This is a genomic window from Acidimicrobiia bacterium (assembly GCA_029210695.1).
Lineage (GTDB): Bacteria > Actinomycetota > Acidimicrobiia > Spongiisociales > JAHEDJ01 > JAHEDJ01.
The window spans coordinates 38226-50811 of record JARGFH010000012.1 but is presented as its reverse complement, the minus strand read 5'-3'; the positions used below and the strand labels follow the sequence as shown (position 1 = coordinate 50811).

12 protein-coding genes are annotated in these 12586 nt (G+C 63.9%); 4 read left to right on the top strand and 8 right to left on the bottom strand.

The window, feature by feature from the left end; translation table 11 throughout:
• Genes P1T08_05950 through P1T08_05940 form a run of 3 tightly spaced genes read right to left on the bottom strand, consistent with a single transcriptional unit; the run spans position 1 to position 2655 of the window.
• On the bottom strand, positions 1 to 747 hold the full coding sequence (locus tag P1T08_05950; GenBank protein ID MDF1595621.1) for a BtpA/SgcQ family protein: 747 nt from the start codon (positions 745 to 747) through the stop codon (positions 1 to 3).
• A gap of 26 nt (positions 748 to 773) precedes the next feature.
• Positions 774 to 1514 carry a maleylpyruvate isomerase family mycothiol-dependent enzyme gene (locus P1T08_05945; protein MDF1595620.1) on the bottom strand — a complete coding sequence of 247 codons (741 nt, stop codon included), beginning with the start codon at positions 1512 to 1514 and terminating at the stop codon, positions 774 to 776.
• A 43-nt stretch (positions 1515 to 1557) separates the two neighbouring features.
• Positions 1558 to 2655 (bottom strand): TIGR00730 family Rossman fold protein, encoded by a 1098-nt coding sequence (locus P1T08_05940; GenBank protein MDF1595619.1) that lies wholly within the window; start codon positions 2653 to 2655, stop codon positions 1558 to 1560.
• Positions 2656 to 2717: 62 nt separating this feature from the next.
• Between P1T08_05940 and P1T08_05935 the strand changes: the two genes are divergently transcribed.
• The gene (locus tag P1T08_05935; protein MDF1595618.1) at positions 2718 to 3218 is read left to right on the top strand and encodes a DNA-3-methyladenine glycosylase I; all 501 of its coding nucleotides are present in this window, start codon (positions 2718 to 2720) and stop codon (positions 3216 to 3218) included.
• A 41-nt stretch (positions 3219 to 3259) separates the two neighbouring features.
• On the opposite strand, the gene P1T08_05930 is transcribed toward P1T08_05935, so the two are convergent.
• Both P1T08_05930 and P1T08_05925 read right to left on the bottom strand, forming a co-directional pair.
• Positions 3260 to 4252, bottom strand: coding sequence for an AAA family ATPase (locus P1T08_05930; GenBank protein MDF1595617.1), 993 nt, complete (start codon positions 4250 to 4252; stop codon positions 3260 to 3262).
• Entirely contained in the window at positions 4245 to 6347 is a 2103-nt protein-coding gene (locus P1T08_05925; GenBank protein MDF1595616.1) for a hypothetical protein, read from the bottom strand. Before P1T08_05925 ends, P1T08_05930 begins: the two co-directional genes overlap by 8 nt.
• Before the next feature lie 63 nt (positions 6348 to 6410).
• On the opposite strand from P1T08_05925, the gene P1T08_05920 reads away from it, so the two are divergent.
• The 3 genes from P1T08_05920 to dapB all read left to right on the top strand — a co-directional run bounded on the left by P1T08_05920 (position 6411) and on the right by dapB (position 9343).
• On the top strand, positions 6411 to 7268 hold the full coding sequence (locus tag P1T08_05920; protein MDF1595615.1) for an alpha/beta fold hydrolase: 858 nt from the start codon (positions 6411 to 6413) through the stop codon (positions 7266 to 7268).
• 81 nt (positions 7269 to 7349) lie between these two features.
• Positions 7350 to 8600 carry a pitrilysin family protein gene (locus P1T08_05915; protein ID MDF1595614.1) on the top strand — a complete coding sequence of 417 codons (1251 nt, stop codon included), beginning with the start codon at positions 7350 to 7352 and terminating at the stop codon, positions 8598 to 8600.
• Positions 8597 to 9343 carry a 4-hydroxy-tetrahydrodipicolinate reductase gene (gene dapB, locus P1T08_05910; GenBank protein MDF1595613.1) on the top strand — a complete coding sequence of 249 codons (747 nt, stop codon included), beginning with the start codon at positions 8597 to 8599 and terminating at the stop codon, positions 9341 to 9343. The genes P1T08_05915 and dapB overlap by 4 nt, the downstream gene beginning before the upstream one ends.
• A gap of 64 nt (positions 9344 to 9407) precedes the next feature.
• Here dapB and P1T08_05905 read toward each other — a convergent pair whose 3' ends face one another.
• The 3 genes from P1T08_05905 to P1T08_05895 are packed head-to-tail and all read right to left on the bottom strand — an operon-like array spanning position 9408 to position 12574.
• Entirely contained in the window at positions 9408 to 9779 is a 372-nt protein-coding gene (locus tag P1T08_05905) for a hypothetical protein (protein ID MDF1595612.1), read from the bottom strand.
• Between the two features lie 19 nt (positions 9780 to 9798).
• Positions 9799 to 11811, bottom strand: coding sequence for a hypothetical protein (locus tag P1T08_05900; GenBank protein MDF1595611.1), 2013 nt, complete (start codon positions 11809 to 11811; stop codon positions 9799 to 9801).
• Positions 11812 to 11848: 37 nt separating this feature from the next.
• Positions 11849 to 12574: a hypothetical protein gene (locus tag P1T08_05895; GenBank protein MDF1595610.1), complete on the bottom strand. Its 726-nt coding sequence runs from the start codon at positions 12572 to 12574 to the stop codon at positions 11849 to 11851.
• Positions 12575 to 12586: the final 12 nt, after the last annotated feature.

Sequence of the window (12586 nt, the reverse complement as noted above, 5' to 3'; positions counted from 1 at the left end):
TCAGGAGGCGGCTTCGACGAAGGCGCGCGCCTGATCCGGGTCGACCGGTGCTGTGGTCACGTGGTCTCGTTTCAGAGCCGTTCCTGCGATGATTCCGTTGGCCGTCTCGAGCAACCCGGCCACGTTGTCGATACGGGCGCCGGAGCCGACCAGCAAGTGGGCGTCGGGGACTGCGACATGAACCCGGCGGAGATCACCGACGTCCGGTTCCTCGCCGGTTCCTGCTCCTGAGACGATCAGTGCGTCGGCGAGGCCCCGCTCCCATGTGTCGGCGGCCGCCTGGGCGATCGAAAGCCCACCCGGCGGGGCGGCATGCTTGACGAAGACATCGGCGAAGATCCCTACCTCGACCCCCAGGGAACGGCGCAGGCGGGCGAGTTCAGCCGCCCGGCCTGTGATCAGACCCTGGTCGGTCTGCATCGAACCGGAAAGCACATTGATCCGGATGTAGGAGGCGCCGGTGACCGCCGCAATCGAGAGGGCTGCATCGCCATCGTTCCTGAGGACGTTGATGCCGAACGGGAGGTCAACGGCGGCGGAAATGGCTTGGGTGGCCGCGGTCATGGAGGCCACAGTGATGTTTGGCACGCGTTCGGCGAAGAACGGCACGTCTCCGAAGTTCTCGATCATCAGGCCATCGAACCCGGCCGCCTTGAGGGTCTCGGCGTCCTTGATAGCGGCGGTGACAACGGCATCGAAGTTGTCCCTGAACCCGGGAGCACCCGGAAGGGGATCGAGGTGAACCATGCCGATCAGACGAGGAAACACGGGGATCACATGTAGGCGCGGGCGACCCGCAGCGCGGTTTCGGCGATCTCGCCCTGGGCTTTGAGGGAACCCGCCTGGGTGGCATTCATGCGTTGCACGGCGACCCGGCACCACTCGCCGGCCTGGCCTTTGATCACCTGGTCGGTGTCCTCCGGTCCGAAGATCCATTTCGACCACTGCGGGCCTAGGACTTCGATCCGCACCGGCTTGGAGTACTCCTCACCGGCCAACTCGAAGGCGTACGGCAGCGATTTCCAACCCAGCCAGGCGATATGGCGCAATCTGACGGTGTCTTCGCACTCCTCGCCGACGGAGGTGTATATGTCGAGGCCGTGGGCCCAGGTCTCCATCAGACGGGCCGTCGCGAACGTCCGGGCGCTCATGTCGGCTTTGAACCACGGGACGCGGACGGTGGGGGCGATCCTCGACAGCTCTTCGATTACTTTGGCTCTCGCCCCACGCCACCATTCGATGACGTCTTGAGCTCGCATGGCTCGGCCGGGTAGAACGCCCGCCAGGGTGAAATCCTCGTCGGTGGGATAGGCGTTGGCTTCCGATTGCCGTGATCCGCCTTCCGCCAGCGCGTTGTATGCGTACTCCTCAAAGGTGGCCAGATGACTGACGGTGTCGCGAATCGACCAGCCTGCAGCCGAACTGGGGCGATCCCAATCCCGGATGGCTACGCGCTGGAGAAACTGGTCCAGCGATTGTTGCTCTGCCACGAGGTCTGAAAGAATCTCACGCACCGGCGTAATGGTAGCCGCTCACCGCCCGCCGAGAGGCGGGGAGCTACCAGGGTCGCTCGGGAAGTTCGTCCCGATATGGGGGTGGGAGATGAATCTCGTGGGGAGTTGTGTCGACCAGATCGTTGAGTGCGTCGATGAGCTTTCTGAGTCGCCCGAAGCTTCTGCGATCGAAATGGAGGGAAACCCGTCCGGCATCGACCGAGTCCGCGTCGGCGATTTCCGCCTCGGTGGCAGGAATGACGCTGATCTCGCCGTCCACGAGGATGTCGGAGAAGTCATCGTTGAGGCGCTGGAGTTGGGCTTCGTCGGGTGCATGGTTCATTCGCAGGACCAGCATGCCTTTCACATAGCGCTGTGACTGGTAGTTGGCGTAGAACCGACAGATCTCGTCGGCAGCTTCAAGGGGATTGCTCGTGATCTTGTACAGGCTGAGGTCGTCGACCGTGATCATGCCGTTGGCGACGAGGTTTTCCTCGACGAAACGCTGCCATTCCTCCCAGTATGAGTTGCCTTCCGCCTCGAGCAGGACGATCGGGTGGAGATCGCTCTTGCCGGTTTGGATCAATGTCAGGAGTTCGAATGTCTCATCCATGGTCCCGAAACCGCCCGGGAACAGGGCGAAGGCATGCGACTCCTTCACAAATCCGAGCTTGCGGGTGAAGAAGTACTTGAAGTTGATGACCCGGTCGTTCTCGATATGTTGATTGGCGTCCGACTCGAATGGCAACCGGATATTGACGCCGAAGGAAGCATCGAGTCCGGCTCCCTTGTTGCCGGCCTCCATGATGCCGGGGCCGGCACCGGTGATGACCCCCCAGGCTCGATCATGGGCCATGATCCCGGCGAATTCCACGGCCAGCAGGTAGTTGGGATCGTGCGCTTCGGTGCGCGCCGATCCGAAGATCGTCACCTTCGGTATTTCGCGATGGCGAGAGAAGACGAGCATCGAGTAGCGCATCTCCTTGAGGGCTGTGTTGAGCAGTTTGAGGTCACCGCGATCGGCTACATCGCGGTGCAGTTTGAGGGCGGTCGTGACGATCTCGCCGATGAGGTCGGCGTTGGCGGTGTCGGCGCCCGTAGCTTCTACGAGTTCGTTGACTTTTTCTTCGAGGACGGGATCCCCGATCGCGTACGGTCGCATGAGTTCCTTCGTTGCGGCTGAGTAACGGTAGTCAACTCGAAGAACTGTCCCACCCTTCTCGTATGTTCGAGAGCAGACACGAGATGGAGGTTGATATGCCGGCTGATCTCACAGCCCGCAACATCCGTACGATTGACCAGTTCCTCGAGTTGTTCGCAAGGGCGATCTTCGCTTCAGGACTGTCCTGGGCGGTCGTCGACCGCAACTGGGCGGCGATACGACTGGCCTTCGGTCGGTTCTCGGCGGTCGACGTGGCCGCACTGACCAATCGTGACATTGAGCGCCTCTGCGCGACGCCCGGCGTGATCGGCAACCAGCGCAAGATCGCCGCCGTCGGCCGGGCGGCGCAACTACTGGTAGAACGGAAAGCCGAGTTCGGTTCCGTCGGACGCTGGATCCAGTCGCTGGGGGACTTCCCTGATCAACAAGACGGACTCCGTTCCATTCCGTTCATTGGCCCGTTCGGCGCCTACTACGTGCTCTCCGTGGCGGGGTTTGCCGTACCGGATTATGAGACCTGGTTCAACGAATACGGGCCGGCCTCGACCAGGCGAGCGGGTTGACTCGAGAGTCCCGATCGAGAATCCGATGGTGGCGCCGGTGGCTACCGGAAAGCCGGTCCCTTTGGTCCCTTGCGCACAACCGCGCTCCACACGGTCTCGTAATGGTCCCGATCGAAGGCATCGATCTGCGGCAGAACAAACTCCTCCCACGCCTTGCGGAGGGGATCGTCGGCATCCGCATACACGCGCAACCCGGTCGGAACCCGGTCGAGCACGGTTCGCAGGCTCATCGGCGACTCGACCCTCGTGGCGACGTCGGGGGCCGTGAACGAGGCGTTCACCTCGGCTGCCAACCGGCTGATGGCGTCACTGAACGGCTCGGACATCGACGGGTAGCGGCGCTCGATCATGGCGCGAATCTGATCGACGATAGGGAAGGCCTTTTCCCAGATCACCCAGCGGTCGGCGAATGCCTTGTTGAGTGTTTGCGTTCCGGCGTAATCGCGCAAGTCGGTGGGGTTCATTGTTCCGAACAAACGGACATCGTCACGCAAGCGCACGGTTTCGCCCGTCGGGAGATCGAGCGCAGCATATCGGTCGAGGAGGCCGTGCAATGCGAAGAGGGTCTCTGCCCCGGCTGCGTTCAGCTCGGACAGGTTGACCAAAGCCGGGCCGCGCAGTGCCCGGGTGATCTCGCCGTCTTCCCATCGGCTCTCCGTTCCCCCTTTGCCGTCTCCGTGCAGCAGTGTCGAACCAATCAGCGTCACGTCTCGAACCTCGCCCGTCAGAGGGACCCGGTAGTACGGGAGGCGAAGCATCGCCGCGAACTGCTCGATGTCGTGGTCTTTGCCGGTACCCATATGGCCCCGGACCGCCAGGTGAAGCGGCTGGTAGCCCTCAGGGAAACGCTTACGGACGTCCTCCATGGCTGCAAAGCGGTAGAGCATCCCGAGGTCGACATAATGGGGATCTGGTTCCGGTATCTTGCCGACCCGGTGCGCATGGTCCGGCAGGTCCTTCGGCACCACGAACTGTTCGAGTTCGATCGGCGGTCCATCCCCACTCGGATCTGTGAATACAACGGTCCTAGGCACCGGGTTTCTCCTTCCATGCGCTCATGTGTTCTCTTGTTCCGGCCCGGGTCCACCACTCATCCAGGCCGGACAGTGCCAGGCTCCTTCTCAACGCGGTGCGTACTCCGTCGACCATGGCCGCGGCCAGTGTGTCCGGGCGCTCAACGATCTGGTGGCGTCCGTAGGCCACCTGAACCGTGTCGTCTCCGATTCCTATTCCGAGGACCGTCGTCCCGGTTTGCTCGACCGCTTCGACCGAGCGGGCCAGCGACTCGAGCGAACCCCGGGTCATGCCGTCGGCCAGGACGACGAGGACACGGACTGTCGCGCCCAGGCGCGACAGGCGCTGCGCTGCGTAGCTGAGGTTGAACTCGTCGACGTTGGCGGCCTTCTCAAACATGCCGACCGGCGGGGAATCGTGGGGAGCTTTGCGCGCCTCTGCCGACGCCCGCGTCGGATGGGAAGCTGCAAAGAACAACCCGGCGAGCAGATCCTCGGAAGTGCGCCAGCGAGCATTGAATGGTTTGACCAGGTAATGGTTGATGGTATTCGTCAGGCGATCGGCCGCCTGCCCTTGGGATCGACGCAATCCCCCCGTTGCCTGGCTCCTGCGGCGCGAGAACGACCACTCCGAGTCGTCCGACCGGGCGCTGAATGACCGGTTGAAGAGCGCCACCTCGAAATCGATCTGAAGCTCATCGCACAGTCGGGCCAGCGTCCAGGCCCCCAGCGTGGCAGCCGCCAGTCCCCACGGAGCTGTGCGGCCACCGGTGCTGGTGAGCGGGCGGGGCTGCAGCATGGAGGCCGATCCGTCGATGAGCAGCGATACCGCGTAGCTACGCCGGGTTCGCAGGGCCCGCCGCTCGTACATTCGCTGGTAAAGGCCGGCACCGAGGAAAAGGGGAGCATGTGGCGAGATGTCGCCGGCGTCGTATCCGGAGCGGAGACCCCTGCGCTGATTAGCGGCGAAGAGAGGGAACAGCTCGCCCGACACGTGTCGCTGAGCGACGCCCCAGGCGGAGGCTGCCTCGAGGAGCGTCTCGCGCCCGGCCGGCCCGAATTGCCGGAAGCGGTGGGGAAACCCCGACACCATCAGGCGACCCCCTTGACCGCTAGGAAGGAACACAGTCGGGGCCTGGCTGACCCGGAGCAGCTGATCGGTTGCTGCATCGTCGGCCACGTCAGACGGACCTTTCTCGCCATCGGCTCCTGCTCGTTGCTCGAGTTGCCGGGTGCGTTCATATCCGTCGAGGTTCTGGACGATCGGGCTGATCAAGCGCACCCGGTCGACGCCATCTTCGACCGCTTGGCTGTCGAGCTCCTCGCGGAGTTTCTTCTGGGCTGCCGACTCATCGACCGGAGCCTTGGAGGCAAGCCCGTGCAGTCTGGCGACTTCGAGAATCTGGAGTGCCAGAGTGGCCACTTCCCAGGCATCTTCGGCCTCTTGCACGGCATCGAAGAATGGTTGAGCGTCGGCAAGGGCGACCGCCACTCCCGGTTGTGCTGCTTTCTCGAGCACATCGCGCTCGACGTGCTCGCCGACCAGAGCGAACCCGGCGATCGCCATCTGTCCCAACGGCGTGGCGGCAGCCATCGCCGATCTGATGGAGGATTGGTAGAGGTCGGTGAGAACCGATCGTGCCCCCGGGTAGGCGGCCATTCCCGTCAACTCCTGCCGCCCGTCTTCGAGCGCGAAGAACATCGAGACGGCCGCCTCACTGCCCGCCTCGGCGAGCGCGGTCAAGAGATCGACGGGTTCTTCCGACAAGGGGGTCTCCCGCTTCGGGAACCATGAGGGAGGGAGCGGCCGGACTTCTTCGAGGTGGGTCGAAACGAGATGAACAACCTCATGGAGTGCAGAGGCGAGAGCGACCTCGCCCGGCGTCACCGGCGCCCGGCGTCCATAGGCTGCCTGGAAGATGCCCGGATCGAGCACGATCTCGCCAGTGCGGGCCGAGGCAGTCGAACCGAGTCGCACCTGGAGTTCATCGTCGCCGGCGAGGCTCCGGGCCACCCGTGTGACGGCCGGAGCGACCCGCTGATAGCGGGCGACGACGTGCTCGATCGCCCGCTCTTCCGGCGAAAGGATCTCATGGAGCGTGGATTGGGCGCGCACAAGGCTGATTGTCTCACACCTCTGCAACCTGCGCCGAGGCCGGCGCCGCGGTAGGTTGGCGATGTGCAAGACCATGATCTCGCCATCAACGGCATCACCATCCATGTCCGCACTGCCGGCGACCTCGAAGCTCCGCCGCTGCTTCTGCTGCACGGCTGGCCCGATTCAGGCCGGTGCTGGATGAAGGTGGCGCCGCTGCTCTCAGACCGTTACCGGGTGATCGTTCCCGACCTACGCGGTTTCGGCGATTCCGATGCTCCGACCGACCTCGAGGCCTACCGCATGCCGGTCTTGTTGGCTGACGTCGCCGGGATCATCGAGTGGAACGGTGGCGGACCGGCCTACGTGGCCGGCCACGACTTCGGCGGTGCTCTCACCTGGCAAGCAGCCACCTGGCTGGGAGGGTTGGTGCGCCGGGCGGTCGTCCTAGCGGCACCGCACCCGAGCCGGATGCGGGCCGTCGGTGCCGGGAATGTGGAGCAGCTGAGCCGGTCGTTCTATGTGTGGCTGATGCAGTCCGGCGAGGCAGGCATGCGTTTGCTGGCTTCGGAGGACTTCGCGTTGCTTGCTCGATTCGCGTTCGGGAGTTCGCCTGGATTCAGCGAGGAGGATCGGGAGGCGTACCGTCGGGACTGGCGGCGTCCGGGTCGCTTCGATGCGATGGCCAACTGGTACAGGGCGCATTTTCGCGCCGACCTCTTCAACGCCGACGTCCCGCTCGAGCTACCAGACGTGCGCATCCCGGTTCGCTACATCCACGGCGAGCTCGACTGGGCGTTTGTCCCCGAGATGGCAACCGGTTCCGGCGCTTTCGTCGATTCGGAGTTCGACGAGCAGGTGATCGCAGGGGCGTCGCACTGGATGCCGCAGGAAAGACCGGCCGAAGTGGCGGAGCTGATCCACGACTGGATGTCGCGGTAATGAGTCGCGGGTCGCGAGTCGCGAGTCGCGAGTCGAGGGTTGCGCACTGATCTGATCCGTGCGGCACGTACAATGCCCCCAATGCACTACGACCTCACGACCTTGCCTAACGGACTGAGGGTCATCACCGAAACCATGCCGAGCCTTCGTTCGGTCGCCGTTGGTTGCTGGGTAGACACCGGTACCAGAGATGAGACACCCGAAGAGGCAGGCGCTTCGCACTTCCTCGAGCATCTCCTCTTCAAGGGATCCGAGACGCTGAGCGCTCGCCAGATCTCTGAGACCTTCGACGCGATGGGCGCCCAATCCAACGCCTTCACGAGCCAGGAGTACACCTGCTTCTGGGCCCGTATGCTCGACGCCGATCTCGACGAGGGTCTCCGCCTGCTTGGCGAGATGCTGCAGCGACCGGCGTTTCGGCAGAACGAGATCGATTCGGAACTCCAGGTCGTGATCGAAGAGATCAACATGAACGAGGACGACCCGAACGACGTGGCGTTTGAGCGGTTCCACGAGACGATCTTTGCGGGGCATCCGCTCGAACGGCCGATTCTGGGCACACGCGATTCGATCCGGGCCATGAAGCGAGAGGATCTTCTCGGATACTGGCAGCGGCGGTATGGCGCCGGTTCGACCGTGATCGCCATATCCGGGTCGATCGAGCACGATCGAGCTGTCGAGCTCGTCGGGCGTCATTTTGGGGATTGGACGGGTGGAGCCGTGCACCATGAGTATCGCCGGGCCTCGGTTGCTAGTCGGTTGTCGGTCGTGCACCGCGATACCGAGCAGAGCCACCTGGTGCTGGGCGGTGAAGGAATGAGCCGCGAGGACGAACGCCGCTACGCCTTTGAGATCATGCACCTGGCGCTGGGCGGCGGCATGTCATCCCGTTTGTTTCACACCATTCGCGAGGAGCGTGGGCTGGCGTACGCCGTCTACTCCTTCAAGATGCCGTTTGCGGACGTCGGCGCCTGGGCCGTGTACGCCGGTACGACGCCGGCGCAAACCCCGACTGTGCTCGGATTGGTCCGTGAAGAGCTGGCCAGGATGGCTGCGGACGGCATCACGCCCGATGAGCTGAAACGGGCCCAGGGAAACCTGCGCGGGAGCCTGGCTCTCTCGCTCGAAGATCCCAATAGCCGGATGGTCCGTCTCGGGAGGCAGGAACTCACGGGGGGAGAGCACACATCCGTAGACGAGCGCATCGCCAGGGTGAACTCAGTCACCGAGTCCGACGTCCAACTGGTTGCTCAACAGATGCTGTGCGGCCCATTCGTCATGGGTGCGGTCGGGCCGTTCGAGGCCTCTGATCTCGAGGAGTTCGTCAAATGAAGGTTGCCGTCTCCGGAGCGGCCGGCCGGATGGGGTCGCTGGTGGCGGCTGCGGTCCGGGAGGCTGATGACCTCGACCTCGGGTGGCTCTTCGACCCGTCGGCTGATCGAGGCGACGGGGTATCCGCAGATCCTGAGGATGTCCGGGGTGCTGATGTTGTGGTCGAGTTCACGATGCCGGGGGTCGTGATGGCCAACCTCGAACGATGGCGACAGATGGGTATTCACGCGGTGGTAGGTACTTCGGGATTCACCGAAGCGCGGATCGACGAGGTGCGCCGGGCGTGGGGGAGCGGGCCACCGAACTGCCTGATTGCCCCCAATTTCTCGGTGGGCGCAGTGCTCATGATGCGCTTCGCGGAACTGGCCGCGCCCCACTTCGCGGCGGCCGAGGTGATCGAACTCCACCATGATCGCAAGGCGGACGCGCCGTCGGGGACGGCGGTGAACACGGCAGCACGGATCGCAGCGGCGAACCCAACCCAGCGGCGTAAGGTTGAGTCGGAGGAGTTGATCACGGGCGCCAGGGGTGCGACGGTTGAGGGCGTTCCGGTGCACGGCATTCGCCTGCCCGGTTTACTCGCCCACCAAGAAGTACTGCTCGGAAACGACGGTGAGTTGCTGACGATCCGTCACGACACGACCGATCGTGCATCGTTTCTGACCGGCGTGCTGCTGGCCGTGCGCCATGTGGCGAGCCTGCCCGGCGTCACCGTGGGAATCGAAGGCCTCCTGGACATCTAACAACCCGCTTCTGGCGTCAGAAAACGCGCAATTCTGACGGCTTTCTGACGCCAGAACGGGGGATTCAGGTTGGTTCGATCATGAGCCCGGCCGCCGTGCCGAGGACGAGGGCAGCCATGATCACCGCCCCGATGGCGAACCGGTACTTGTTGGGCTGTTCTGCGTAACGGGCGACGAAGAACCCGAGGACGGTCCAAACGGTCAGATCGAGTGGCCAAGAAAAGGCCAGGTCACCGCCAATGCTGGTGACTAGCCCAGTCACCGGCCCTCCGGCAAAGAGGAAAGGGTAGGCAAGTTGCTGGTCGAGTCCTATGAGCAGCGCAACGACCAGCATTGCCAGCGCGAAGGCGATGAAGACGACGGTTGCCATGACGGCCTGTCGACAGCCGACGCCTTCTTCGTCGGGCCTTGCGTCTTCGTCGGGTCTGGAATCCATGGAGCGCGACGATACCCGGTCACGGAGCCCACATGTCCACCGACATCCCTGCGACGACGGGCAGACCGTCGACGACATCGAAGTAGACGTACCAGGTGATCCAGTCCAAACCGCCGTAGGCCGGATCGTCACCCGGGTCGTGGACGGCGACGAAGTGGAAGTTACGGAAGAGCACAGGGACGACGGCCTCGGGAAGCGTTCCGTTTCCTCCGGCGATCGGTGTATCGATTTCGATGCGCCGGTCCTCGTCGTCCCAGGCAGACAGGAAACTGTCGGCGATCTGATTGGCGAAAGTCGCCTGGAACGCGCAGTCTGGGTCGGGGCCGCAGCCCGGATTGCCCCACAGGTAGATCGTCTGATCGGACATCGGGTCGTCGTTGAGTGTGAAATGCTTTGGTAGATCGAAGTGAGTGATGGTGAGGCCTTTGGCGCCGACGTACGAACCGAGCGGTTCTCCCGCCCGGAACACTCCGTCGGCGAACCGCTCGATGGTGGCGGATGGATCGAGGGCCGCCAAGTCGTCAACCTCCTCGGTCAGGTAGATCGAGTTGACCCACCCGAGGATCCCATTGTGGAGGATCTCCACCCAGAGGGATCCTGCCGCTCCGTCGCTGGCACCGGTCGGCCGGACATTGGTCGCGGTTGGTTCGAGTTCTCCGATCACGGTGGCCATCACGCCATGCCGAACATTCAGCGTGTCGTCGGCCGGAACCAGAACGACCGCGGCCGTCGGCGCATCGATCCAGATTTCGACGGAGGCAGAGGCGTAGTCGGCCGGGGTCATGAACCGGGTGAGTGTGAGGGAGTCGTCCCAATAGTCGAGGCCCAGCGACTCGACAAAGATGTCCGGGTTGCCGGGATCAGACGAGAGCCCGGCTATGCCTTCCCAGGCCAGGCCGTCGGGTGACGTTTCGACGATCGTCGTGTCTTCGAGACGACGCAGTCTCGCCATCGTCGATCCGTCTGAAGCGAGGGAAACGGCCGACCCCTCCGGCCACGGCGGCTCGGAAGTCGGGGCCCAGGTGATGCCCTCATCGGACCTCCACATCGACGTGGTGGCTGAGTCCATGTCGAACGCCGCGACGGCCAGCCCATTGGAACCCGAGGCCAACTCATGGAATGACCACCATGCACCCTCACCGAAGCGGTCGCCGATGTACGTCCAGTCGTCCCCGTCTTCTGAGAACCACAAGAGAGTCGTGCCGTAGATGGGACCGGATCCGCCCAGCAGCCACCCTGAGTCCCCGACCGATATCGCACTTGCCCATTCGTTCGGCCACACAGCGTTGGGGGTGGTGGTGAGGGTCCAGTCCCTGCCGTCGAGTGAGTGCCAGAGCGCTGCGGTCGACCCTTCAGAGGTGGTGACCCATCCGACGGCAACGATCTCATCGGCGGTCGTTGCGACGCCGGCGATGCCTGCTCCCCCGGGCCGGGGAGGGGATTCCGGTGTGGCGAAAATCCCACCGGGTGAACTGCCGGTGGCGCGCTGAGGGAGCAGGTGCTCGAGTTGCCAGGTCCGGCCGTCAATCGAGGCGAGCAGGGAGGCGGCGGACTCCGGGGCGGTAGGGTCGCCGAGGAGGAAGGCAAGGTAGCGCCCACCCCAGAAGACCAGCTCCGAGACATGGGGTGAGTCTCCGTACTCATCAGTGGTGGTGAGGTCGGAGATGAGCGCGCGGGTCCAGACCTGCCCGTCGAAGTGCCACAAGGCACCCTCGTTGGGATGATCCCGGGGCGTCGTGCTCACGTCGCCTGCATAGACCAGGCCGGCGTCACCGATCGCCATATGCCCGATCGTGTAGGCGAGGTCCTCATCGGGCGAGGGGAGCAGCTGGTACGAGGCAGTCGGCACAACCGTGGCCGGGACGGTCGTGGTCGATGTGGTCGAGGTTGTCGATGTGGGTCCCGCGATAGGTGGTTCGGTTGCCGAGGGGCCGGCAGGAGCGGTGGTGGCGCTCGTTGGGCCGGTGGTCTCAACCGTCGATCCGGTACAAGCCGACAGGATCAAGACGAGAGTGAATGCTGTCCTGCGCATGAGGCTATAACGCACGCATCCGCCAGGAAGTTCCAATTCACGGACGCGGTCCGGCGAGGAGCGCCGGGTCGATGCCGGTTCCTTCGATGGTGCTCAGGAGGCCGAGCAGAGAGTCAGCCCGGCCGGCGTCGGCCCCTGCGATGTCGTGAGCGGCCTGTTCCAACTGGACGCTCAGCACGGGCGCGTACTCTTCGTAGGCGCGGCCGAGGGCGACCTTCCACTTGCCGTCCTCACGGGCAAACCACATCGCTGGAGAGCCCCTCACCTCGCCGGTCGCCTGGTCATCGGTGATATTGAACGCGTCGAAGTTGATCCGCTCTCCGGGTGTTGATATGAGAAGCGCCTCGTCGATGGCCGTGACGAAGACGTCTTCGGCTGTGAGCAACGCCAGTTCTTGTTCTGAGAAGCGAAAACGAAGACGGACCACGAGTACTGCATCGATGAAGTCCATCTCGTCGACGTGAACCGGTGCAGCGGCCAGCTGCAGCAGCTCTCCATAGAGGTCGAGGGTCCCGGAATCGACGTAGCTGAGGGCGCTTCGCCCGTCGGCCGCCGCCAGCGCGGCGACGTACCCGTCGAAGGCGGCCCGTATCTCGAGGGCCGCCTGGGGGAGCGTGGTGGTCGTCGGCTCGGGAATCGTGCTCGTTATGCCGAAGGTGGTCGTCGTGGTCGGAATGTCGGCGATCGTTGTGGTGGACGGCGTGGAACTGCACCCGCCGGCGAGAGCCAAGACGGTGAGCATGAGAAGGAAGCGTCGAATCATCGAGTTCATGGT